At 35.1% G+C, this 22821-nt stretch carries 26 protein-coding genes; 9 read left to right on the forward strand and 17 right to left on the reverse strand.

Annotated features, from left to right (window positions below):
• Positions 1-12 precede the first annotated feature (12 nt).
• From VXS03_RS03865 to VXS03_RS03890, 6 genes are all read right to left on the reverse strand, one after another.
• Positions 13-549, reverse strand: a complete 537-nt coding sequence (locus tag VXS03_RS03865; protein ID WP_327762091.1) for a polysaccharide biosynthesis/export family protein — start codon at positions 547-549, stop codon at positions 13-15.
• Position 550: 1 nt separating this feature from the next.
• On the reverse strand, positions 551-1843 hold the full coding sequence (locus VXS03_RS03870) for a hypothetical protein (protein ID WP_327762092.1): 1293 nt from the start codon (positions 1841-1843) through the stop codon (positions 551-553).
• An 18-nt stretch (positions 1844-1861) separates the two neighbouring features.
• Positions 1862-3274 carry an undecaprenyl-phosphate glucose phosphotransferase gene (locus tag VXS03_RS03875; RefSeq protein WP_327762093.1) on the reverse strand — a complete coding sequence of 471 codons (1413 nt, stop codon included), beginning with the start codon at positions 3272-3274 and terminating at the stop codon, positions 1862-1864.
• A gap of 361 nt (positions 3275-3635) precedes the next feature.
• On the reverse strand, positions 3636-3920 hold the full coding sequence (locus VXS03_RS03880; protein ID WP_327762095.1) for a molybdenum cofactor biosynthesis protein: 285 nt from the start codon (positions 3918-3920) through the stop codon (positions 3636-3638).
• 204 nt (positions 3921-4124) lie between these two features.
• Positions 4125-4658, reverse strand: coding sequence for a molybdopterin adenylyltransferase (mog, locus tag VXS03_RS03885; RefSeq protein WP_327762096.1), 534 nt, complete (start codon positions 4656-4658; stop codon positions 4125-4127).
• A gap of 105 nt (positions 4659-4763) precedes the next feature.
• On the reverse strand, positions 4764-5210 hold the full coding sequence (locus VXS03_RS03890; RefSeq protein ID WP_327762098.1) for a methyltransferase family protein: 447 nt from the start codon (positions 5208-5210) through the stop codon (positions 4764-4766).
• Positions 5211-5348: 138 nt separating this feature from the next.
• Here VXS03_RS03890 and VXS03_RS03895 point away from each other — a divergent pair, with 138 nt between their 5' ends.
• Together VXS03_RS03895 and VXS03_RS03900 are read left to right on the forward strand one after the other, a co-directional pair.
• A complete protein-coding gene (locus VXS03_RS03895; RefSeq protein WP_327762100.1) occupies positions 5349-5855 on the forward strand; it encodes a M48 family metallopeptidase in 507 nt (168 codons plus the stop codon).
• Between the two features lie 40 nt (positions 5856-5895).
• A complete protein-coding gene (locus VXS03_RS03900; protein ID WP_327762101.1) occupies positions 5896-6246 on the forward strand; it encodes a hypothetical protein in 351 nt (116 codons plus the stop codon).
• A gap of 65 nt (positions 6247-6311) precedes the next feature.
• Here the strand turns inward: VXS03_RS03900 and VXS03_RS03905 are convergent, their stop codons facing one another.
• On the reverse strand, positions 6312-6485 hold the full coding sequence (locus tag VXS03_RS03905) for a hypothetical protein (protein WP_327762102.1): 174 nt from the start codon (positions 6483-6485) through the stop codon (positions 6312-6314).
• Positions 6486-6780: 295 nt separating this feature from the next.
• Between VXS03_RS03905 and VXS03_RS03910 the strand changes: the two genes are divergently transcribed.
• Complete coding sequence (locus tag VXS03_RS03910; protein ID WP_080155523.1) at positions 6781-7203, forward strand: DUF3010 family protein; 423 nt, start codon at positions 6781-6783, stop codon at positions 7201-7203.
• Between the two features lie 70 nt (positions 7204-7273).
• Here the strand turns inward: VXS03_RS03910 and VXS03_RS03915 are convergent, their stop codons facing one another.
• Together VXS03_RS03915 and VXS03_RS03920 are read right to left on the reverse strand one after the other, a co-directional pair.
• Positions 7274-7828, reverse strand: a complete 555-nt coding sequence (locus tag VXS03_RS03915; protein ID WP_327762103.1) for a rhodanese-like domain-containing protein — start codon at positions 7826-7828, stop codon at positions 7274-7276.
• 96 nt (positions 7829-7924) lie between these two features.
• Positions 7925-9808 carry a DUF4832 domain-containing protein gene (locus tag VXS03_RS03920; RefSeq protein WP_327762104.1) on the reverse strand — a complete coding sequence of 628 codons (1884 nt, stop codon included), beginning with the start codon at positions 9806-9808 and terminating at the stop codon, positions 7925-7927.
• A 348-nt stretch (positions 9809-10156) separates the two neighbouring features.
• Here VXS03_RS03920 and VXS03_RS03925 point away from each other — a divergent pair, with 348 nt between their 5' ends.
• Complete coding sequence (locus tag VXS03_RS03925) at positions 10157-10990, forward strand: mechanosensitive ion channel family protein (RefSeq protein ID WP_327762105.1); 834 nt, start codon at positions 10157-10159, stop codon at positions 10988-10990.
• A 56-nt stretch (positions 10991-11046) separates the two neighbouring features.
• Here the strand turns inward: VXS03_RS03925 and VXS03_RS03930 are convergent, their stop codons facing one another.
• From VXS03_RS03930 to VXS03_RS03945, 4 genes are all read right to left on the reverse strand, one after another.
• Positions 11047-11835, reverse strand: coding sequence for a ParA family protein (locus VXS03_RS03930; RefSeq protein ID WP_327762106.1), 789 nt, complete (start codon positions 11833-11835; stop codon positions 11047-11049).
• 113 nt (positions 11836-11948) lie between these two features.
• Positions 11949-12332 (reverse strand): SMU1112c/YaeR family gloxylase I-like metalloprotein, encoded by a 384-nt coding sequence (gene gloA2 / locus VXS03_RS03935; RefSeq protein ID WP_327762107.1) that lies wholly within the window; start codon positions 12330-12332, stop codon positions 11949-11951.
• 2 nt (positions 12333-12334) lie between these two features.
• Positions 12335-12877: a hypothetical protein gene (locus tag VXS03_RS03940; RefSeq protein WP_327762108.1), complete on the reverse strand. Its 543-nt coding sequence runs from the start codon at positions 12875-12877 to the stop codon at positions 12335-12337.
• A 4-nt stretch (positions 12878-12881) separates the two neighbouring features.
• The gene (locus VXS03_RS03945; protein WP_327762109.1) at positions 12882-13097 is read right to left on the reverse strand and encodes a DUF3820 family protein; all 216 of its coding nucleotides are present in this window, start codon (positions 13095-13097) and stop codon (positions 12882-12884) included.
• A 346-nt stretch (positions 13098-13443) separates the two neighbouring features.
• Here VXS03_RS03945 and VXS03_RS03950 point away from each other — a divergent pair, with 346 nt between their 5' ends.
• Entirely contained in the window at positions 13444-13860 is a 417-nt protein-coding gene (locus tag VXS03_RS03950; RefSeq protein ID WP_327762111.1) for an META domain-containing protein, read from the forward strand.
• A 58-nt stretch (positions 13861-13918) separates the two neighbouring features.
• On the opposite strand, the gene VXS03_RS03955 is transcribed toward VXS03_RS03950, so the two are convergent.
• Positions 13919-14467 (reverse strand): NUDIX hydrolase, encoded by a 549-nt coding sequence (locus VXS03_RS03955; protein WP_327762479.1) that lies wholly within the window; start codon positions 14465-14467, stop codon positions 13919-13921.
• A gap of 118 nt (positions 14468-14585) precedes the next feature.
• Entirely contained in the window at positions 14586-16904 is a 2319-nt protein-coding gene (gene mrcB, locus VXS03_RS03960; RefSeq protein WP_327762112.1) for a penicillin-binding protein 1B, read from the reverse strand.
• A 294-nt stretch (positions 16905-17198) separates the two neighbouring features.
• On the opposite strand from mrcB, the gene VXS03_RS03965 reads away from it, so the two are divergent.
• Positions 17199-17651, forward strand: coding sequence for an exoribonuclease R (locus VXS03_RS03965; protein WP_327762113.1), 453 nt, complete (start codon positions 17199-17201; stop codon positions 17649-17651).
• Positions 17652-17784: 133 nt separating this feature from the next.
• On the opposite strand, the gene VXS03_RS03970 is transcribed toward VXS03_RS03965, so the two are convergent.
• A complete protein-coding gene (locus tag VXS03_RS03970; protein WP_162836320.1) occupies positions 17785-17949 on the reverse strand; it encodes a hypothetical protein in 165 nt (54 codons plus the stop codon).
• Positions 17950-18175: 226 nt separating this feature from the next.
• Positions 18176-19036 carry an HTH-type transcriptional regulator HdfR gene (gene hdfR, locus VXS03_RS03975; RefSeq protein ID WP_327762115.1) on the reverse strand — a complete coding sequence of 287 codons (861 nt, stop codon included), beginning with the start codon at positions 19034-19036 and terminating at the stop codon, positions 18176-18178.
• Between the two features lie 221 nt (positions 19037-19257).
• Here hdfR and maoP point away from each other — a divergent pair, with 221 nt between their 5' ends.
• The 3 genes from maoP to VXS03_RS03990 all read left to right on the forward strand — a co-directional run bounded on the left by maoP (position 19258) and on the right by VXS03_RS03990 (position 22733).
• Entirely contained in the window at positions 19258-19614 is a 357-nt protein-coding gene (gene maoP / locus VXS03_RS03980) for a DUF413 domain-containing protein (RefSeq protein WP_327762116.1), read from the forward strand.
• A 127-nt stretch (positions 19615-19741) separates the two neighbouring features.
• Complete coding sequence (gene gshB, locus VXS03_RS03985; RefSeq protein WP_080155510.1) at positions 19742-20767, forward strand: glutathione synthase; 1026 nt, start codon at positions 19742-19744, stop codon at positions 20765-20767.
• On the forward strand, positions 20754-22733 hold the full coding sequence (locus VXS03_RS03990; RefSeq protein WP_327762117.1) for a flavohemoglobin expression-modulating QEGLA motif protein: 1980 nt from the start codon (positions 20754-20756) through the stop codon (positions 22731-22733). The genes gshB and VXS03_RS03990 overlap by 14 nt, the downstream gene beginning before the upstream one ends.
• Positions 22734-22821: the final 88 nt, after the last annotated feature.

The following is a 22821-nucleotide window of genomic DNA, read 5'->3' on the forward strand; positions in this document are numbered from 1 at the left end:
TAATTATCCTTTTTAGAAAAAGCTTTGATCAATAATAACGATATCACCAGGATAAATAGCCTGAGTTTTTATAACATCTTTCAAAATTTGCCCATTTGAACGGCGAAGATCTATATCACTACGATCTGCCCGATCAGTAAATCCTCCTGCAACAGCAATAATTTTTTCGACTGTTAATCCAGGTTGATACTCATAACTACCTGGTGTTTTAACTTCACCAGAAACATAAACAGGCCGAAATTCAAGCATAGATACAGTTACCATTGGATTATTAATATAACCATCTTTTAACCTATTTCGAATATCAATAGCAACTTGATTTGGTGTTTTACCTGTCAATTGTAATTTACCAATCAAGGGGTAAATAATATTACCACTACTATCAATAATTATTTTCATAGATAGATCAGGTTCATTAAAAACTAAAATTTGGATATGGTCACCAGCACCAAGCAGATACTCACTAGCATTTCTATTTGATGCTGCAGCAATATTACTCATAAATAAGCTAAGAGTTAATACCAAAATAATACTTATTATCTTCTTCATTTTAAATCGCCACTTTGACTGATAAACAAAATTTATTTTTCTCATAACCCAATCGTCTCTCATAATTATTACCATCAATAAATACAGGGTCAGTACCATTATTAGTATGAAACAAAGCATATTGATAATCGAAAATAAACTCAACTTTAGGTCTAAATAAGTAATGTAAACTAAAGGATAGATCATCATACCGATCTGTTCTTTTCCGAATATGGTACTTATCAGAGGTGTGCTTATAAGACAATAAACTTGTTATACGTCCTAAAAATTGATGCTCCCAGCTGATGCTATTTTGAAAAGATTGTACAAAATCTCCAGTATTATCTGGCTCTTTTACTTCACTTAAGGTTTTTAATTTTATTGTTGAATAATCAAAAGGTTGCCATCTGTAAGAAACATTCCAATTTACACCAGAAAAATGACTACTTTGCATTTTCTTTTGTACTTTTGAGACTGTTGCTTCTATCTTTGACTTTCCGGTCAATTGATTCAGTATAGAGAAAGCACCAATCAACTCAGTATTATCTCGTTCTCGACTTAGATAATTAAAATCTTTATACATTAATATATAATCAAAACGTGTTCTATCTGTATATTGATGTCTAAAAATTAGTTGTACATTGTTCTCTGTAACATTTTCATTTTCTAAATAATTTTTAAATTCCGTTTGATAACTATTAAGAATATCGTAATTAGTACGTATTTGTGATAAATCAACAATGATATTCCCTTCCGCACCTTTGGCTCCATATGTATATAGAGTATTAATCTTAGTATCAGTTCGACCAATATCATGCGTAATATTAAAAGCGTCAAATGTGGCCAGATTTTGAGTTAATGTATTATCATCAAAGAAAAAGCCATTTGTTACACCAGTACCTAACGCTTCATGATTTTTATTATAACTACCCGTCACAGATAAATGATGGCGAATATCTAATTCCCAATTAAATACACCATTAAGTTGGTGATCATAATAACTATCACTTTCTACTAAATCATTATTGTAACGTCGATAATCACCTATATAATAAAGGCTAAAATTTTTAGTATTACGTTTTCCAATAATACTAAAAGTTGGTTTTATCGCATAAAAATCAGAACTAATGATATTACTATCACGTTGATATAAGACGTTATCATCAAAGCCATAAGCTGTATTGATTGATGAAGAAAATTCTAATCCTAAAAATGGATCAATATATTTAGAGTCTTGAAAAGTATTTTCCGCACGAGCCGCAAAGCTATAGCTTACGAAAACGCAACCTATTAGCAAGAAATAGACATCCTTCATCTTAAATAAATGCATAATTTAGTACGCAGTCTCGCTGACAAATCCTTTAAAAATAGTAAGAAAAATAATCTTCAAGTCTTTTAAAAGGCTCCAATTCTGAATATATTGTAGGTCGTATTTAATACGCATTTCCATTTTATCTAGTGTATCTGTTTCACCACGAAAACCTTTGATTTGCGCAAGACCGGTAATACCTGGCTTAACTTTGTGACGTAGCATGTATTTATGTACAAGGACTCGATATTCTTCATTATGTGCTACTGCATGTGGACGAGGACCAACGATCGACATACTACCTTGTAAGACATTAAAAAACTGTGGTAATTCATCTAACGATGTTCGACGAATAAAAGCACCAAACTTCGTTACTCGAGGGTCATTTTTTCTTACTTGAGTAACAACACTATCATTTTCCATTACGCCCATTGAACGGAATTTCCATACTTGGATTCTTTTACCACCTAGACCATAGCGATCTTGTTTAAATAGTATTGGTCCTGGAGAACTACGCTTAACTCCAATAGCTACAATGATCAATATTGGTGAAATTAATAGAATAATAATTAAGCTGATAATGATATCTTCAATACGCTTCAGCACCCCTCCCATACCTTCAAATGGGGAACTAAAGACGCTAAATGTCTGGACATTGCCAATTGTACGGATTTGACTAATGTTTAAATCATAAGTATATAAATCAGGAACGATGTAAGTTTCAACCGTCGTATCTGATAATAATTTTAAAACGTTTTGAATTCGATGTTTTGCAATCATTGGTAAAGCTATATAAACTTCATCGATTCTATCGCTTTTAGCTAGCTGCACTAATTCGTTTATATTTCCACGAAGCTGTGATTTTGATAAATAACCAAATCGGTTAAGATCGCGATCATCAAAATAAGATATTTCAAAATCCTGATAACGAATATCTTTCCGTAATGCATGCTCAATAGCAATACCGCCTTTAGTCATTCCTAATATTGCAATTCGTCTAACTTTGGCTTTGCGTTTTAAAAACTGACGAATAACATAAATAACCATACACTTTATTAAAATCATAAAAATAATCGATGAAACGAACCACTGCCATACAATAATATAATGTAAATTCATATTCTGAATATCATCAAATGCATTCAGCTGCTGGCATAAAATATTCCATGTGAGAAATGATAATAAGAACGTTAAAAAGGTTTTTAAAATAGAATAATAATAACTTTTACGAGCTAACTCTTGATATAATCGGCAATATTCACCAATAAGAAGAAAAATAACAGAAAAGAGAAAACTAACCCCAAGACTAACAGCTGTTTCATGAGCGTTATGTAGAGCAAGAATAGGAACCAATATTAAATTAAGTAGAAAAAAATCACTAGCTTTTATTAATATAGCATAACCATCATCTGCTATCTTTATAGTTGCTGTTTTCATCTTTAAATTTCCCTCTAGTATACTTGTTTTATAAGGAGAATTTTATGTTTATACTCATCCTAATAACACCACGTAGTAAATATATATACTTATAGTGCTAATTATACTGTAAAAAAACAACAAATAGCCATTTTTTTGACACTTTAATCATAATAAAAAACATGGAAGAAAAATTAAAATAAAAAATTGACGTACAATTAACACAAAAAAAAATAAAAAATAAAAACAACAACTTTAAGGTGTTTATAAAATTAAAATATCTCTTAATAAAGATTAAAATCACACTAAAATATAAGTTACTAATCTTTTCAAGAGAATATTATTTAATTTTATTTTAAATTATCAAAAACTATATCTAAATTCATATCGCCTTTTTACGATGACAACTTTTCATTAACAGTGAGCCAACAATAGCCATACCTATCCCAGTTAGTAAAACTATAAAATTTTTATGTCGGTCAACTTCTAATATATTTTCAGCATATGTTTTATCATACAAATTAGAACCCGTAAGATTGAGAAATGCTCCTATATCAGTAAAAAGATGATCTTGACCAATCACGCCATTCAGTGACATAACACTCCATAGAAGAGATATAATACCTAAAGAGATAGAAATCCCCCCCCAACTTTGTTTAACATCCATATCTAAACCTACACATAAATACTTTCATATAACCAAGAATACAATCATTGTAGGAATATTATAAATAAAAAAAATTCACTTGATAAATATTATTAATATTCTAACAACCCTTATTTACTATTTATGTGATCTCGATTAAGTTTAACTCGCAATAAAAAAGCGATACTCAAGTATCGCTTAATAGCATATTAGATTAATTCCCTCTTATTTATTTTTAGGGCGAAATGGTTTAATCACGGCTTCATTACACGTTAAAAATGGACCATTCATTAAATCAATACAATAAGGAATAGCTGGAAAAACAGCATCTAAGCACTCACGAATAGACTTTGGCTTACCTGGTAAGTTAACAATTAAGCTATCACCACGTAATCCAGCCGTCTGGCGTGATAAAATTGCCGTAGGGACAAATTTTAATGATTCGGCTCGCATTAATTCACCAAAACCTGGCATCATTCGATCACAAACAGCTTCTGTTGCCTCAGGAGTAACATCACGTTTTGCTGGTCCGGTACCACCAGTAGTCACAACTAGACTACATTGCGCTATATCTGTCATCTCAATTAACGTTGCTTCGATGATATCTTGTTCATCAGGAATAACTTTATAAATAGGTTCCCACTCTGAAGTAAGATAATCATTTAATGTATCGATAATAGCTTGCCCTGAAATATCGTCATAGATACCCGCACTTGCGCGATCACTTACCGTTACGATACCAATTTTTGCTTTACTCATGTGTCGCCTCTTCACTTAAAATCAATCTTACATTGAATAGTAACATTTCCATCACTATCAATGGATACTGCATATTTAAAAATCAATAAGATGGTAAATCAGGTCTCAAAACCATCGTCGAACTTGTCGACAATACTGAGCATATTCCTCACCAAATAAAGTTAATAATGCTTTTTCTTCTGGTTTAATTTGATAGTGATTAATCACTACAATAAAGAAAACTATACCCATTATTGTTGAGACTTCACCATAAATAAAGACGACAGCCGTCAGCAATAACAATAAACTGGCATACATTGGATTACGGCTATATTGATATATGCCACGAGTGACTAATCGAGCAGTTTGCTGCGGTATAAAAGGGCTGATGGTTGTATCCGCCTTTGTCAAAGCTAAAACGGATAAAAAACCACTCACCACCGCAATAAGAATCAATGGGATAGCGATAATCCAAAGGCTATTAAATTGCCACCATGGCAGTAAATAGTAGCATCCAGACATGATGATTAACGCAATTAACATAAAAATTGGAGGGGGTATTTTTAAAGCCACAGTCATCATCCTTATTACTGATCAATACGTATCTTAATGTGATTATCTCAATTTTACGTTGGTATTATCAAATAATAAGGTTGCCTCAATAAAGACCACCTTATAGCATGAGGTTTTTGGTTTAGAGTCATATCGGTCATGCAACAACTCAAATATCTCCAAGGTTATCCAACTCATCTCGTGGATCAAGTTCAGCAATTAATTAATAAGGACCAACTCAAAACATTGTTACTTAACCGTTATCCAACCCCCCATACCATTAAAACAGAAAAAGCACTTTATGATTATGTAATCGAATTAAAAAATCAGTATTTAAAAAAATCAGCCCCCATAAGTAAAGTCGCTTATGACAATAAAATTAATGTCATTAATCATGCATTAGGCTTACATACCTTTATCTCACGTGTACATGGCAATAAAATTAAAGCAAAACATGAAATTAGAATAGCGACAGTATTTAAAGAAGCACCATTACCCTTCTTACGTATGATAGTTGTTCATGAACTCGCGCATTTAAGAGAAAAAGAGCATAACAAAGCTTTCTATCAACTTTGTTGTCATATGGAACCCCAATACCATCAACTTGAATTTGATATGCGAATGTACTTAACGCAAGTTGAACATTTTGGTTCTATTTACAATTAAGGTTATGATACTCAGCATAGTGTAATTATGAGATAACATCATGCAACAAGATGAATTTGAAATACTAGTAAAAGAATTAGCACAGCTTGATTCTGTATCTGCAATCCTTGAAAAACTAGCAAGTAATGAGGAGCCAGAAGTTGCAGAAGCTGCAACCGCATTAATTGGCCACTTTAGTCTCGCGGAAATAGAGGGTGAAAAACGTATTTACCATGTTTTTAGTCAAGAAAATGAACAAGGTGAACTTGAAGAATTTGCAGAATGGGTAATGAATGTTGGCGATGAGATGTTACGTTTTATTGCTTGGTTCTTCTACACTACATTTGAAATCACGGATAAAGAAACATATTTAGCCGCTGGCTGCACTTACAAGCCTGTTAAACGTCACTAGTATCATCATTATGGCCAACGACAACTTGTCGTTGGCTTGTTATTGTTAGCCATAAAATATACCAATCAAAAATTACTCGCTTCATCTTCGTCTTGACTGTCCATTTTTTGTTCCCAATGACATAATTTGATCATCGCAATAATCGCATCATACTCCGCATTGGTTTGCGCAATCGATAACCGTTGTTTGAAAAAAATTAACATCGTGCTACTTTCACAACTTAACCATTGGTAATTCATCAAATTTTCTCCATTAAGTACCTCATTATTGTGACTTAACAGGCTAATCGTAAAAACAGAATATCTTGTTTATATTTATTCCTGTTTTCACTTAAATCACAGCCCAATGCCATAACAAACCGCTCTAATAGAGGAAATTTCAAACATGGATTCGCGTCTATGTTCAAAAAAATTATAGATAAAGACAAGAATGCCAATTTCAACAACAATATTAATAAAAAATGGCAGCATCACTAACAGCTAATCCGTTTTTAGCCTACAATAACGACCAAAATATTATGATTCAGGTATAAACATGAAAATTTGTTCAGTTGAACTACGTAGCAACGAAGCTATTATTTGCCTACTCACTTTAGAGGGCGGAATGATCGGTATTCCAGAGTGCCGTACTCAAAAGTTCATTATGGATAATTCTCTTGATAACCAAAAAATGAGAGATTTCCAATTTGCATTTAAAAAACTACTTGATGACTATAAAGTAGAGAAAGTTGTGATTCGTACACGCGAAACACGCGGAAAATTTGCAGGAAGTTCTGTCGGCTTTAAGCTTGAATCTGCTATTCAGTTAATTGAAGATCTTGATGTTAACTTTATGTCTAATGCAGATATCAAAGAAAAACTAAAGCGTAACCCTATGGCTATTGATTTCCGTGCAACAGGTTTGCGTCAATTCCAAGAAGCGGCATTTACCACAGGTTATGCTTTTCTTGGTCGCTAACAGCAACAAACAGTAACCCATAAAAAAGGCAGGACTATATCAATAGTGCTGCCTTTTCTCTAATCGCATCTTATTTTTTAGCCATCAATTGTTGATAGCCACCATCGAGATTAATAAATTTACACAGCCCCAGTAATTTTAATACTGATATTGCAATCACAGAACGGTAGCCGCTTCCACAATGGACAATATATTGTTTATCTTGCTTTGGAAGCTGGCCTTGCAAAATATCTGATAGCGGTAGTTTCTCTGCATTTTCCACAGAGCCTTGTGAATACTCATCCACTTCTCTAACGTCAAGTACCGCAGTATCATTACTCTGTTTTATGCCATTAAATTCGTCCGTTGAAAGATGATTTAACACATCACCTGTAGCATTAAACTCCATTAATTTAGCGTTGGTATAACCCAGTTCATTAATAATTGCGATGACCTTATTAGCATCCGTAACAGTAGCAATTACTTCAATATCTGCATTTTTATCCGGTAATAATAGTTCTAACCAATATTTAAAGTTCCCCCCATTAAACCCAACAAAAACACTACCTTCTATATGATGTTCTAAAAATTCAGCGGTTGATCGTGTATCAATAATAATGTGTTTACGATCTGTAAATATATGCATACTTACTGCCCTACATTTAGTAAATTAATTTATAAAAACCTAAACTATTTAATAGCTTAGGTCTTATATAATACTATAAACTGCCGTGATCACATATTAAATGACATTTATCATTGTTATTTCATTCCAACGGCCAATATTATTCTGCTGTTCAACATATTGTTTACTATGCTTATCAATAGACATGTCATACATATCTGCATGTTGTAATAATTGTGTTTTAATATGGTTCTTAACATATAACGCACTATTATAACCTACAGTCTTTCGATAAGAATCCGGATTATATTGGCCACTGTTATCCACTATATATTGTCCCCGATTATCAGGCACATACTGACCTCGATTATCTGGCACGTATTGGCCGTCATCACTTGGTACATATTGTTGAATGCATGGCATTTTATTGCCATTATCTGCAACATAATACTGACCATTATCGTCGGTAAGTTTGGTATCAATCGCTAAGCTTACCTTTGCTTTATGGCTATTTTCTTCTACCAAACCAACATCAAGAAAATATTTTCCTTGAGGAATATTAGTAATTTTGAATTTCTCATTCACAATATACATCGGACTTTTATCATCATCATCGTCAGCAGGAAGCCAATTAACAATATTAGCCTTTGAGGTATAATAAGCAACAATATCGCCATTTGCAGATCTTAAACGCCACGTCACAGGATAATTGGTATAACTCGGAGCAACCCCTAAATTTTGCCACGTTGACTTTAATTGTAAATAATCATCAATATGAACAATATTATTTACTTCTAAGTGATTTAATTGGTATCGATAACCTAGTTTATTTAAAAATCGTTTAACCAAAGGCTGATATTCATCAGGAATAGCTGCTGATTTAGCATTAATTAATGATGCGTGCTGTTTTAAAGCAAATTCAAATGTTTTTTGCACCTGATTATATGTAAGATGTTGAGGATTGTTGATATTATACCAATCCTGCAATGATCCTTGGCAGATTTCAAAATCCACCGCTGCTTTTTTCCAGCGTTGATTAAAGTCAAGATCAGGATGACTATTGGTTAATGTATCTGTCATATGAGAAATCATCGTTGGATAACCATTCTCCATATGATTCCAACCTTTACTCCAATCACCTAAGCAATCAACTCGCCAGCCCATTCCATTATTCGTTGCATAACTTAGGTAATCCCCTTTATTGGTGCCCAACATTACTTTAGGTGTTTTAGGAAAAGCTTTCATCACTGCATCAATATAAGGCTTTAAATTCTGAAACTTATAATTATTATCATCAAACCCCACACTCAAACTATTATTTGATGCGTACCCAGATAAATTCCATTCCCCCCATGAACCAACCATACCGACATCAATACGTAGCAACGTTTTATTATTATCATAACGCTTACCTAGTGCAGATAAAAACTCTTGAGATCTATGAATAAACCAAGGATTTTTAAACATATTTACGGCTTCTTTATCGGATAAATGACAGCTAGTACCGTATAAACCGTGGCCATATAATTCTTGAACTAACCAACACGGAATACCGCTGCTATCTTTATTTACATCAGCATCATAAATAGGATCACCTTTACCTCGTAGCGCCATAAAACGAATAACAACTTTCTTATTAACTGAAGCCGCTATTTGTAAAACATTATCAATCTTTCTTTTAAGCATTGCTTCGTTAAGATTAGGATTTTCTGATGTTGTTAATTGATCCCAATACCAACGGTAATAAACAGTACTGGTATCTGGATAAGATAAAATAGGAGTGTCACTATAAAAGGGATTACTGGGTTCATTACTGACTATTCGTTGTAATTCAGTAAATCCAATACCTGGATTTGTTAATATTTCATCACTTTGTTTAGGGTAAACATTGATAATATTTTGTTTATTTACAACATTATTAATATTGTTGTAAGCTGAAGAATTAATCGTTGGATTAAGAAAAGAAGACGCAAGAAGAAATGAGAATAATGTAGAATTCATTAGATACCCTGTAATTAAATGAAAACAAAAATAGACATTATGTAAAATATTTCATATATTAAAATACTCTAAGCTTTATATAATAACATATTATAAATTGGCATTATTTATAGTAAATTAAAATAAAAAACAGTTTTTGAAAAAATATTTTATGTGATTATTAATTAGCAAGAAATATTTCTTCCATATTACAGATAACTATAATAAACTATAAGCATAAACAACTGTGTGCATAATATTTTGTGAATTTAAAATATTCACAAAAAAAATTAATTATTGAATTCAAACACCAACATATGAGAACGTATTTATATTAATAATTAACATAATAAATATCACGGAATTGATATGGATATAATGACTGAAATATTTACAACTTTATTAGCCAACAAAGTCATCTTTAGTGTACTCATTATTACAATAATTCTTATTATGCGCCGAATTATTTTATCTCAAGTACGCGGTGATGAGTTTTTTGTTACTGAAACTCAACGTAAATGGATGTCACGTACTAAAAACGGCACATTTATTTTAACATTAGTAGTTTTATTCATCTTATGGCGCTCAGAAATAAATGAATTTGCACTATCTGTTACAGCAATTGCTGTTGCTATTGTTGTCGCGTCTAAAGAAATAATATTGTGTTTTACAGGATCTATTCAGCGAGCGAGCTCTCGTTCATTTCGCATTGGTGATTGGATAGAGGTAGGGAAAATTTGTGGAGAAGTCATTGAGCACAATATGATGGCAACGGTTATTCAAGAAATAGATCTTCACCATGGCCAGTATCATTACACAGGTAAAACAGCTACTTTGCCAAACAGTATGTTTTTCACTTACCCAGTAAAAAATCTGAACTTTATGAAGCGCTATGTTTATCATAACTTTTCAATTGTAGTGAAAGACTTCGTTAATCTTTATCCGCTATTACCAATAATCATTGCTAAAATAGATCACCATAGTGAAGATTTTATTGATGTGGCTCGTCGCTATAATAGTGTCATAGAAAAACATGCAGGTGTCGACCTACCGGGCTCTGAGCCTCATATACATATCAGTAGTTCAACGACTGGTGAACAAATTGTACATTTTATGCTGTTTTGTCCAACAGAACGCGCGACTCACCTTGAACAAGATATTCGTCGTGATTTTATGGAAGAATATACACGGACTTTTTCATAATCTATTACGCCACCAATGAGCGGTAATTCAGTCTTGAATTACCACTTATTGTTATGTTACTCACTTTCTAGCACTAGCTTCGCTTCTAAACCATCATACAATGCAATGAACTGTTGAGTTAACTTATGCCTAGGCTCGAAATGTAACATTGGACATTGCTGATAATGTGACTCTTTCATTTTTATTGATTGGGGTAAATACGGTTCTAAAATAGGAAAGCCCAACGTTTTGATCTCTTCTATAATTTGACGAGGAAATTTCGCCTGTGCGTTAAACATATTGACAATAATACCTTCTAGCACTAAATCACGATTATGATCATCACGCAATTCTGCCAGATTATCCATGACCTTGATGAGAGCTTGCTGAGAGAAGTTATCACAATCAAACGGAATCAATAATTTATGAGCTGCAATTAAACCCGATTTAGTATAAAAATTTAAATTTGGTGGTGTATCAATATAAATACGATCAAAATCTTCCGCTAAAGAATCTAATACTTCCCTTAACTTATAAATTTTATAACGCCGTTCAAGTTCCACTTCTAACTTATCCAATTTAGGGCTTGAAGGAATAACAAATAAATTTTCATATGCTGTTGCTTGAGGGTAATCGCGCACAGGAGTCGACATCGCAAACCACGATGCTGTTTGATTCAACAATTCTGCAATCGTTTTATCGTTAGGCTTATTAATATCAATCCCTAAATAAGCACTACTATTACCTTGTACATCAAGATCTATCACCAAAGTCTTATAGCCCTTAGCTGCACTAATTGCTGCTAAATTAACGGTGATACTTGATTTTCCGACGCCACCTTTTTGATTGAAAATAATCCTGCGCATTTATTCCATCCCTGATCATCAATAACTACCAACAACTATACACACTCATGCATATAGTTGTTAGTTAAAGATATCATTATCGATACACAGTTGCTTACTCAAGAATATGTTTATTAAATCTGATACAACTCTAGCGGTAAACCGTCAGGATCATTAAAAAAAGTAAATGCTTTATTCGTTAATTCATCAATACGCACCGGTTCAACAGCCACTCCATTTATTTCTAAATAACGTACCGTTGCAGCGAGATCATCAACAGCAAACGCTAAATGACGTAGTCCTTGTGCTTCAGGATAACTTGGTCGAGAAGGCGCGCCATTAAATGAAAATAGTTCTATTTGGCTATTATCCGGTAACTTTAAATCTAATTTATATGAATCCCGCTCTTCACGGTATGTTTCGCAAATAATTTCTAACTGTAATAACTGTGAATAAAACGCTTTTGAGCGCGAATAATCACTACAAATTATAGCGACATGATGAATCGCTTTTAACATTATTATTCTGCCATTATTGTAGGGCCATTGGGCACATTGATAGTATTAAAGGGCGCGAGTAAACGAGGATTATGACTAATATCGATATTATTAACTAAAGTTTTATCATAATTTAAGTACATAAGTAACGGATTGTCACTCACATCTAATGTTTTTAAATGATTAAAACTAACATTAACAATTTTTAACTGAGGATTATCTGTCAAATTTAGATGGGCCAATTTATTATGTTCAACACTTATAAGTTGTAATTGTTGATTGTGGCTAATATCAAGATAAGTCATTCTATTTGATGATAAATCTAAACTCTTTAGAGCCGTTAAATAACGAATTTCTCGTGCATCTCGAATATTAAAATGACTACATTTTAGCGACGTAATCTGCCGAATATTATCTTTACCTTGTGCAACAACACAGCGCTTAAAATTAGGGTCAAGAAACGTTAACGAACTTACTGTTTTGGGTTGCGCGCACCCAGAAAGTACAGCACTAGTGATAGCCGTAATTACAACATTACGTAGATGACGATGACTACATTTCAACACTAAACTAAACCTGCCTCAAAGGACGAATGACTGATTCTAATCCTTCTATTTTAAATTCAAGCGCTAACGCCATTAATATTCCCAATTGCCCTTCGGGGAAACCTTGCTTTTGAAACCATAATAAATATTCATCAGGTAAATCAATCAATACCCTACCTGCATACTTTCCAAATGGCATTTTCATATTAGCCAATTGTACAAGATGTTGTTTTTGAAACATAAAAACCCCAACAACGATACAAAAAATCAAATGGTAACATCTAAAAGTAAGATTTCATCTTAGATAAGTACTCACAGAATATAATTTATCATATTAAAAAAAATAAATACCATGTAGATATTTACTCTATTAATATCCTATTATTTAACAACTGAACATTTACATTTTTAGCGATCTTTGTCACACTTGACACCCGTTTTTTTCATTGATAGCTAATGGATATAACAGGCAACAGGTAATCATCACACTTTTCGTTTTCCCACTATGCGCTGATTATCAACATAGACAGTAAATAAAATCTCAATACCTTACGGTAGACCTCATCAATAAGATTAAGAGAATCTCCATGAAAAAAACGTTACTAACAACGCTATTTATCACAACCATATTAACTGGGTGTGCGAATTCACCTAAAACAACCACCGATCTTATCAATACTTGGGCTGTAAGTTCTATTGATGGTTATACTCAGCCTATTGATGCGTTAACAACTAAACCACAGCTAATTATTAATAAAAATCTTAATGTTCGCTATTCTGGCTGTAATACATTAACAGGTAAAATACGCGTAACGGCTCAAGATATTACAACCAAAAATTTAGTTTCAACCCAAAAAATGTGTATTCAAACAGAACAAGCAACCGTTGATGGTTTTGTTAAGCAAATGCTCATCGGCCCTTCTGATTTTTTGGTTAATAATAATACGTTGATTTTAAGCTCAGATAACCACACCGTGACATTTAAGCGTGTTGAAAACAAATAAGTTTATATTTAGGCCCACAACAAAAAATAATATTGTGGGTCTTGCTGTGTCACACTCACTATTGGGTTATTGATACAGCTAATAATTCAGCAACAATACGTTTTAATAAAAATGTCTCACGTTCAATTGACATCCCTTTTTTATCAGAAAACTGCATTGTGTGTTCATTATGAGCAATAGCATCAAAAATATTAATCCATACCGGCCTCATACCATTTTTCTGCTCATAATCTTCTAATTGTGTCGTCCCTAATTGCTCATCAATCGTACAGGTATAACAAAATGATTCCATATAGACAATATCATGTTCATTTTTATACCAAGGCCGATACTCTTCATATAATCCAAACGGCTTAATATCGCGTACGTTCATCGCCCCAGTTTCTTCAGCTAGTTCGCGAATTAACCCTTGAATCTGATCTTCCCCAGCATCAATGCCACCTCCGGGTAGCGTGTAATCATGATAACGAGCGGTGTATAACATCAAAATATTATTACCATTGAGTACAATCGCTCGTGTTGCTTGACGATGATATATTCTCAACGTAGGTGATTGAAGATCAAGTTTGGTTAAATCAGTGTGTATTGACGATTTTAAAAAACGCATCACGGTTTACTCATTTTATATTGCAAGCGAACATTCTACCGAACCAACAACTAAAATACGAATCATCTCTATATGAAAAAGCCCCCATAACAGGAGGCTATTTGAGAGTAAGTACTAACTACCAGTTAAACAAATTATTGAAAAAACCTTCAACTTTATGTTTCACTTTTTCTACTTGGCAGTTTTGTTTAAGATCGCCATGAGGATCCCAAATGGGCATTCGTGTTTTACCTGCACAACTTGGAATATACTCACCATCAGCCGCAATATTATATTTTTCAGCTTCAATATTTGCAGGCTGGCGCAATAATAATGGCTCAGGCTTGCGGTGTTGAATATAGTTAGTATAAAGACGCAAAGCACCACTTGCACCAGTCAAATGTGTGCTCTTGTTGTCATCACGCCCCATCCAAACAGTAACAACTTCACGGCCATCAATACCCACATACCAGCTATCGCGTCCATTATTCGTAGTACCAGTCTTACCCGCTAAATGAGTATTTGGAAATAGCTTATTCAATGAGTGGGCTGTACCAAATTTAACCGTATCTTGTAGTGCAAACATCGTCAGCCATGCCGCTTGTGGCGGAACAACTTCAGCGGCTTTCGGCCAATTTTGATAGAGTACCTTACCTGTTTCATCGACGACTGCATTTAATGCCGTTAATGGCGCTAAGTAGCCTTCATTGCCAATACCTTGGTACATTTGTGCGACATCTAGCGGTGATAAACTAATAGAGCCAAGAAATAAAGAAGGAACTTGTGGAATATCTTCCCGTGGTATACCTAATTTGGTTAATGTATCGGTGACTTTATCAACACCAACAGCCATACCAAGATTTACTGTTGGTACATTGTATGATTTCGCCAACGCGACAAATAATGGTACTTCACCACGGAATTTACGGTCGTAGTTACGCGGACTCCAAGTTGCACCATCATGCATTTTAATTGATAGCGGTTGGTCTTTTAAAGACGTTGCAAGGCTAAACTGTGCTGGATTTTCCAGCGCACTGAGATACAAAGCAGGTTTAATTACTGATCCTACTTGGCGCTGAGCATTTATTGCACGGTTATATCCTGCAAATCCAGGTTTATCTCCACCGATCATCGCACGAATTTCACCTGTAGTGCGATCCACAATAACCACCGCAGTTTGTAAGTCCTTACCTGCACGTTTTTGTACTTCAGGCATAACTTTAGCAACGGCTTCTTCGGCTAATTTTTGTGATTGAGGATCCAATGAAGTAAAGATACGTAATCCCTTACCTGCTTCAAACGCTGTTCCTGCTTTTTGCTCAAGCTCTGTTTTAATTTGATCAAAATAGGCAGGTTGGCGTTTAGCCAATTGACCTTTTTTCTGAATGTCTAGTGGCAGCTTAATCGAAGCTTGGTAAACTTTATCGCTGATTTCACCGTCTTTGTTCATTAAACTCAAAACAATATTACGGCGTTCTTTGGCCCGCTCAGGATGACGCCAAGGATTATAATATGTTGGTCCTTTTACCATTCCAATTAATAATGCAAGTTGATCAACGCGTAATTCAGACAAAGGTCGGTCAAAATAATAACGTGATGCTAGAGCAAAACCATGGATTCCATGGCCACCAAATTGAGCCAAATAGACTTGGTTCATGTAAGCATCAAGCACTTCTTGTTTGCCATAGCGAGTATCAATGATGATCGCCATATAAGCTTCTTTGAATTTACGCCAAAAAGAACGCTGACTACTTAGAAACATATTTTTAGCTAACTGCTGTGTTAGCGTACTACCACCTTGAACAGTGTGACCTGCTTTAATATTTGCAATAAAGGCACGCGCAATACCCACGAGTGAAATACCATCATGCTCATAAAAATGACGATCTTCAGTATCAATCAATCCTGCGACTAGCAACTTAGGCATTTTATCTTCAGGTAAATAAATACGTTGTTCATCAGAATGTGCTTCAAGCATACCTAACATTTTAGGATCGATATGTAAAAAGCCGAGCTCTTTATTCGAATCTAAATCCATGATGCGAGTAATGCTGTCATTATTAAACGACACCGAAACATGACGTGCCCCTTCCGGCCCTTCTTTAAAATTGAATGGTCGACGGACAAAATCAACCTTCCAACCATTAGCAGCGTACTCACCGCTTTGATCAGGGTGCGCAACTTTTTGATACCCGAGAACTTTAAGTTCATTCACCAATGTATTGTAGGTTATCGGCGCACCAGGCTGCAATGCCATTTCACGCGCATAAACAACAGAAGGCAATTGCCATAATTGACCTGCAAACTTAGCGCTAATTTGTTGGTTTAAGTTATAACCTAAATAAGCCATACCAGCAGTACCAATTAATACGGCACCAATTAAGGTTCGCACAACAACACTGCGTTTTTTCTTTGTTTGAGGCACTTGAGAAGGTGCTTGTTGATTATTTGACGTCATAAGCCTGTTCAATGTAATAAGTTCGTCATTACCACCTTATAATTCACGGTGGCAGCCAACGTATATTGGTAAAGCATTCGCTAAATGATACCAGTGTCTGCACACTGATTTTAAATGAAATTATTATAACTTAATGTGTAAATTAGGTTGTCATCACGTTGTCAGATATTTCGGCACAAATCTATCAGTTTGGGTTTTATTAGCCTTTTAGACATAAATACTCCAAAATACGCTTCATTATTTATTCGCCTGTGATCAATCCTGATCGGCGCTGTGGTATCTGCGAGAAATTATATGCAACGTGATTATACTTTAAACTGCCTTTTAACCATGCCACGACATGAATTAGAAGAATTTAGCCTTCGCGTAATCGGTCGTATGGTACCAGAGGATGTCATGCAGGAAATATTTACCTTTGACCAAGAAGAAATTGACAGTGACGAGCGTTTAAAATCAACTCAGTTTGATGCAATGCTTCGAATGACAGCAATTGCCTTAGGAGAAGTAAATGTTGCATTTTCTGATTCTGATAATGCTAAACAAAACAGTGAGCGCATGATCCGCTTATTGTTATGGCACTTTTATGCGATCTCTTTTCAACTAGAAGAAGCGATAACATTAGAGCAACACTGCGCTGAAGTAGAACAGATTCTAATAAATGCACCAGATAATGCATTTGGTTGGATCAGTGTATTAACTGAATTACTGCACTGTTATGCCACATTAAGTGAACAAAAAAGTCAATAATAGCTACTAATTAGTGATTTGTTATCACAGCATATCACTGTAGCTCTTTTAGATAACAAAAAGGCGTACCCTTCTAGGTACGCCTTTTTTAATGCTTAATTGCCGATCTTTTATCGTGAATTACACATCACTATTAATAATCGAAATCGCTGTACTCCGGACTATCGAAACGCGAACGAGTCACACGACGTTTCTTCTTACCACGAGATTGCAGATCTAAATCCTGAAAATCATCTGCAAATTCAGAATTGAATTTTGATTTGCTGCCTTTGTGAAATTTTTGGTTTAACTTAGCCATTTGCGTTTCCTGAACTACATCCAGAGTAGATAATTATTAAAATAGAACACTGGCAATTGTAACGTTCTATTGTGACAAAACAGTGCTAAGTTGATGCAAAAAACATGACAGACAATCCGGTCCATAGTTCATTGTTTCTTACCCTAGCAGTATTTTTTCTTAGACTAATTCAGGAATTAGCTCCCGTACAACAAGTTATTTTGCTGGTAATGACAAATAATTCAAATCAAATGCTTTCGATCACATTCTTAAACGGAACATCAACAATTGCGTTAATTAATGCTTCTTTACCACTCCCTTCTCGCCATACTAAATAAAGACACTGCTCCATAATTGGTGCGTCTTCAACAACATACAATTTATCTGAAACAGCACTATCACCGACAACAAAAGAAGGAAAATATCCGACTCCACCATTAGCCAAAATGTAGTCTAATGCCATTTTACATGAATGTGTATGTAGTATGGGCGTACGCTGTAGCTCAGGTATACGACTGTGTTCTACAGAAAAACGGGTTCCCCAGTCAAGATAGATAAGAGGCAGATCACGCACACTATGCATATTACAATAAGGCTGATTAGTCATTAACTGTAATTGATAATCACGTACTTTTTGAACATGCAGGTTTTCAATTTTAGGCGGCTCGCTGGTAATGAACAAATCAATGCTTTTATCAAACAAGCGTTTTGCCATACCTTCGCGTTTTACCGATTCTAAACGTAGAGCCAAACCAGGTACGGTGGCATAAATACGATTAATCCAAACTGAGATACCATCAAATTCCCAAAATAAAGGGGATGCACCAATTGCCAGTTGAGTATTTAAACTATCAGTTAATGCCACATCTTGTTTAGCTCGGCCCCAAGTTTGTAAAATTGCTTCGGCATAAGGCTGTAAACGCTCACCAGCAGCAGTAAGGTGCACATTTCCACGCTGACGAGAAAATAGCGGATTACCTAATTGTGACTCAAGCTGACGGATACGAAAGCTAACTGCAGATTGGGTCAAATATAAGTTATCTGCAGCACGACCAAAATGACGTGTTTTGGTAACTTCCAAGAACGTTTTAAGTAATTCAGTATCCACGGAGAAATTCTCAATAATAAGAGTAGGTTAAATAGAAAAGAAACTGTATATATTAATTATTATATAGCGAATAAAATCAATGTTAATACCTAATAGAATAGTACAACCTATTACCACTGAATATTAATCAAATTTTTTCATCGTAACAACAAAAAATAATTGATTTACAACTTTGCAAGTCTGGATAAATATCAGCGCAAATCACATCAAGGACTTTATGAATGAGAAGTGAAGGTAAATTTTACGACGATAAAAATTTCCCACGCGGCTTTAATCGCTCGGGTGTTTTTACTATTAGTGAAGCCAGCGTATTAGAAAATTATGGACGTTCTATGCGGGCGCTATTTGACGGCACTACTCAGCCTATTGATGAGTCCGAAGTTCAGTTTTTAGCTGAAGTTCAAGGTCAGCAACAAGCCGTGTCTGAATTTGGTAAATGTTGGATTAAATACCTAAACCATACCAGTCATAAAACACGTAGTTATACATTATGTGTTTCACAACGAGCTCATACGACAGGCTCTTACGGTGAAGATGATGATAGCGATAGTGGTACTGATAACGATCTCGATTATTAAGTAGCACTTTTAGAAACGGATTTTCAAGACAATCGCCAACAAAATGAAGCCATCCCACTCTGTGTGATGGCTTATTTCTTTATATTAGCCTGTGCAATAATTTAACAGGCCACTTTTTGGTATAGCTATGAAAATTTGTTTTGTTATGTATCCGTGGGAACGCGTTGAAGCAGAAAACGACTCTACTTTACGTTTGATTCATGAAGCCGCAAGCCGCGGTCACACGGTTGCAATTACAACACCGAGTAACTTAACCATGCGCGACAGTATGGCAATTGCTTTCTGTAACGTATTAAAAAAAGGTGAAGTCTCAAACAATATTCCAAGCTTCTACCGCAAAGCTGAATTTAATAACGCCGAGCTACCATTGGCTGGATTTGACGTTATTTTTATGCGTGCTAACCCACCATTAGACACAATGGCACTGAACTTCCTTGATTCAGTGCGTGACCATACTTTTATTGTTAACGATATTGATGGCCTACGTGTCGCAAATAACAAGCTGTATACGGCGTCGTTACCCGATCCAAACAAAGAATTTATTCCTGTTACTCACGTATCTAAAAACCGTGATTACCTTGAACGTGTTCTAGATGAATCGCCACAAGAACGCATGATCCTTAAACCGTTAAATGGTTATGGTGGTAAGGGCGTTATCTTGATTGAAAAGAGCGCTAAATCAAGCGTGAAGTCACTACTCGATTTCTACATTGGTGATGATCAGAACTACGTGATTCTTCAAGACTACATTGAAGGCGCTGAGCAAGGTGATGTTCGCATTATGTTGTTAAATGGCGAACCTATTGGTGCTATGCGTCGTATCCCCGCAGAAGGCGATGTACGCTCAAATATCCATGCTGGTGGTCGCGAAGTAAAACACGTATTAACGAAACAAGAACTAGCCCTTTGTAAGCACATTGGTCCTAAGTTAGTTCGTGATGGTCTTTATTTCGTTGGTTTAGACGTGATTAACGGCAAATTAGTTGAAGTTAATGTCTTAAGTCCTGGTGGCATTACTCGTATTAACCGCTTAAACCGTGTGAAATTGCAGCGTAACGTGCTGGATTTTGTAGAAAGCGTTGTGATGGCAAAAGAAGTTGGCATCACCCGCAAAAACGATTTTCGGAAGGTAATTGCAGATGCAGCTTACTGAGTTAGAAATTTTAGAAAAAATCCGCACTCTTACGCCATTTGAAGCCCATCTTAATGATGGCAGCTTAATGATTCGCATCAGTGAATATCAACCTTACATTGCAACTGCGATCCATAACGGTCATAAATTGCGTCAATCACTACAATCACAGTGCGCATTGACTGAAGAAGAACGTTATTTTGAAGAAGATCCCTTTACTGGTGATTTTATTTCTTCATTGCCAATCGTATTGCAAGGTGAGGATTCACGTTATGAGTATGATCTCAATCGTGCACCCGAAAACTGTATCTATGATGATGCATGGGGTAAGAATGTCTGGTCAACGCCTCTAAGTGATGCTGAACGCGAAATAACTTTAGCTAAACACCAAAGTTACTACCGTATACTGCAATGCTTAGTAGAGACGTTAGAGCTGCAATTTGGGCTATGCCTAATTTACGACATTCATTCGTACAATTACCAACGTATTGATACTGCAACGCCTACATTTAATGTTGGTACTATGCAGGTTAATCGTCGTCGTTGGCGTAAAGAGATTGATATTCTATTAGAAGGACTTAACAGTGTTGAACTGCCTAATATTGATGTCAATGCACTTGAGAATGATATTTTTAAAGGCTTAGGCTATCAAGCTGCTTTTATTAAGCAACACTTTAAAAACACCTTAATTATGCCGATTGAGGTGAAGAAGATCTTCATGAACGAAGAAGGGGGAGAAGCTTATCCTCTTGTGATTGAAAAACTTAAAGAATCAATGAAAACAGTGATCACTGAACACGCAGCGTTTACGATCACAAAACGCACCAAAGCGAAAGGACTTACAGGCAGTGATGTTTTAGCATCAAACCTTTCCAAAGAAGTACTTAATCTTGACCGTAAACTATATAAAATAGCTAGAGGAATTAATACCTTAAGCTATATTAACCCAACTAATTTAAAGCAAGAAAAAAGACGCTTTTTAAATAAGCCATACAGCTATCAACCACAGTTTACTTACCGTCAACTGGATTTGGATCCGTATAAATTCCGTGAGCAGCTTTATCGCTTACCTGTTGAAACTATTCGGGATGCTGACGTACAAAAAATGTACCGCAAAGTTATCGATCAGCTAGCTGTGCGTATTGATTTATTATGCAGCATAGGTACTGATGAATTTTTATATAATTCATTACGCTATTACGGACAACCTGATGAGCGTGATATTGCTAATGCGAAATTTATTCTTCATGCATGTGAATATAAAGATCAGCAGCTTGCCAATATCAGCGCCAAAGAAGCTATTGAAGCCTTTAAAATCGCAGCGGCTGAATATGATATCCCTTGTAAAGTGGTATCATCAAAGCAATTAATTGCCCGTGCGATGGTAAGTGGCAAAGTGATTAAAGTTAATCCAAACAGTCGCTTTACCCAAGATGATTTAGATGCGTTGATCCACCATGAATTAGGTGTTCACTTGGTTACTTCAGTTAACGCTGAAAGACAACCACTTAAAATTTTACAACTAGGCTTACCGGGTAATACCCATACTCAAGAAGGCCTTGCGATTTTATGTGAGCATTTATCTGGTAACTTCCCACTTCATCGCCTAAAAACATTGGCGTTACGTGTAGTTGCGGTTGAAATGATGGTTAATGGCGACAGCTTTAACGATTGTTTTAATAGCTTACGTCATGATTATGATGTGTGTGATGATGAAGCCTTTACCATTACAGCTCGTGCTTATCGTGGCGGCGGTTTTACAAAAGACTTCCTTTACTTACGCGGCTTAAAAGATGCCATTCAGGCATACCATACCGAAGACTTAACTTCATTATTCATTGGTAAAACAGGGTTTGAGTTTAAACCATTACTTGATGAACTGATTGAGCGTGGTATTTTGAATGCACCAAGCTTTATGCCAAAAGCACTGGATATTGATGCTGATATAGATCCTGTCATGGATTTTATGTTGAACTCTATTCGATAACCGACGCCACTAAACATTGATCTTTTATTATGACTGATAAAAGATACAAAAAAAGCGACCATGATGGTCGCTTTTTTATTATCTATAA

Source organism: Photobacterium sp. S4TG1 (assembly GCF_036040035.1).
GTDB lineage: Bacteria > Pseudomonadota > Gammaproteobacteria > Enterobacterales > Vibrionaceae > Photobacterium.

What these genes read in the sequence shown, in the direction of transcription:
- VXS03_RS03865 (WP_327762091.1), bottom strand. Translation starts at nt 549, where the DNA reads ATGAAGAAGATAATAAGTATTATTTTGGTATTAACTCTTAGCTTATTT.
- VXS03_RS03870 (WP_327762092.1), bottom strand. Translation starts at nt 1,843, where the DNA reads ATGAAGGATGTCTATTTCTTGCTAATAGGTTGCGTTTTCGTAAGCTAT.
- VXS03_RS03875 (WP_327762093.1), bottom strand. Translation starts at nt 3,274, where the DNA reads ATGAAAACAGCAACTATAAAGATAGCAGATGATGGTTATGCTATATTA.
- VXS03_RS03880 (WP_327762095.1), bottom strand. Translation starts at nt 3,920, where the DNA reads ATGGATGTTAAACAAAGTTGGGGGGGGATTTCTATCTCTTTAGGTATT.
- mog (WP_327762096.1), bottom strand. Translation starts at nt 4,658, where the DNA reads ATGAGTAAAGCAAAAATTGGTATCGTAACGGTAAGTGATCGCGCAAGT.
- VXS03_RS03895 (WP_327762100.1), top strand. Translation starts at nt 5,349, where the DNA reads ATGCAACAACTCAAATATCTCCAAGGTTATCCAACTCATCTCGTGGAT.
- VXS03_RS03900 (WP_327762101.1), top strand. Translation starts at nt 5,896, where the DNA reads ATGCAACAAGATGAATTTGAAATACTAGTAAAAGAATTAGCACAGCTT.
- VXS03_RS03905 (WP_327762102.1), bottom strand. Translation starts at nt 6,485, where the DNA reads ATGAATTACCAATGGTTAAGTTGTGAAAGTAGCACGATGTTAATTTTT.
- VXS03_RS03910 (WP_080155523.1), top strand. Translation starts at nt 6,781, where the DNA reads ATGAAAATTTGTTCAGTTGAACTACGTAGCAACGAAGCTATTATTTGC.
- VXS03_RS03915 (WP_327762103.1), bottom strand. Translation starts at nt 7,828, where the DNA reads ATGCATATATTTACAGATCGTAAACACATTATTATTGATACACGATCA.
- VXS03_RS03920 (WP_327762104.1), bottom strand. Translation starts at nt 9,808, where the DNA reads ATGAATTCTACATTATTCTCATTTCTTCTTGCGTCTTCTTTTCTTAAT.
- VXS03_RS03925 (WP_327762105.1), top strand. Translation starts at nt 10,157, where the DNA reads ATGGATATAATGACTGAAATATTTACAACTTTATTAGCCAACAAAGTC.
- VXS03_RS03930 (WP_327762106.1), bottom strand. Translation starts at nt 11,835, where the DNA reads ATGCGCAGGATTATTTTCAATCAAAAAGGTGGCGTCGGAAAATCAAGT.
- gloA2 (WP_327762107.1), bottom strand. Translation starts at nt 12,332, where the DNA reads ATGTTAAAAGCGATTCATCATGTCGCTATAATTTGTAGTGATTATTCG.
- VXS03_RS03945 (WP_327762109.1), bottom strand. Translation starts at nt 13,097, where the DNA reads ATGTTTCAAAAACAACATCTTGTACAATTGGCTAATATGAAAATGCCA.
- VXS03_RS03950 (WP_327762111.1), top strand. Translation starts at nt 13,444, where the DNA reads ATGAAAAAAACGTTACTAACAACGCTATTTATCACAACCATATTAACT.
- VXS03_RS03955 (WP_327762479.1), bottom strand. Translation starts at nt 14,467, where the DNA reads ATGCGTTTTTTAAAATCGTCAATACACACTGATTTAACCAAACTTGAT.
- mrcB (WP_327762112.1), bottom strand. Translation starts at nt 16,904, where the DNA reads ATGACGTCAAATAATCAACAAGCACCTTCTCAAGTGCCTCAAACAAAG.
- VXS03_RS03965 (WP_327762113.1), top strand. Translation starts at nt 17,199, where the DNA reads ATGCAACGTGATTATACTTTAAACTGCCTTTTAACCATGCCACGACAT.
- VXS03_RS03970 (WP_162836320.1), bottom strand. Translation starts at nt 17,949, where the DNA reads ATGGCTAAGTTAAACCAAAAATTTCACAAAGGCAGCAAATCAAAATTC.
- maoP (WP_327762116.1), top strand. Translation starts at nt 19,258, where the DNA reads ATGAGAAGTGAAGGTAAATTTTACGACGATAAAAATTTCCCACGCGGC.
- gshB (WP_080155510.1), top strand. Translation starts at nt 19,742, where the DNA reads ATGAAAATTTGTTTTGTTATGTATCCGTGGGAACGCGTTGAAGCAGAA.
- VXS03_RS03990 (WP_327762117.1), top strand. Translation starts at nt 20,754, where the DNA reads ATGCAGCTTACTGAGTTAGAAATTTTAGAAAAAATCCGCACTCTTACG.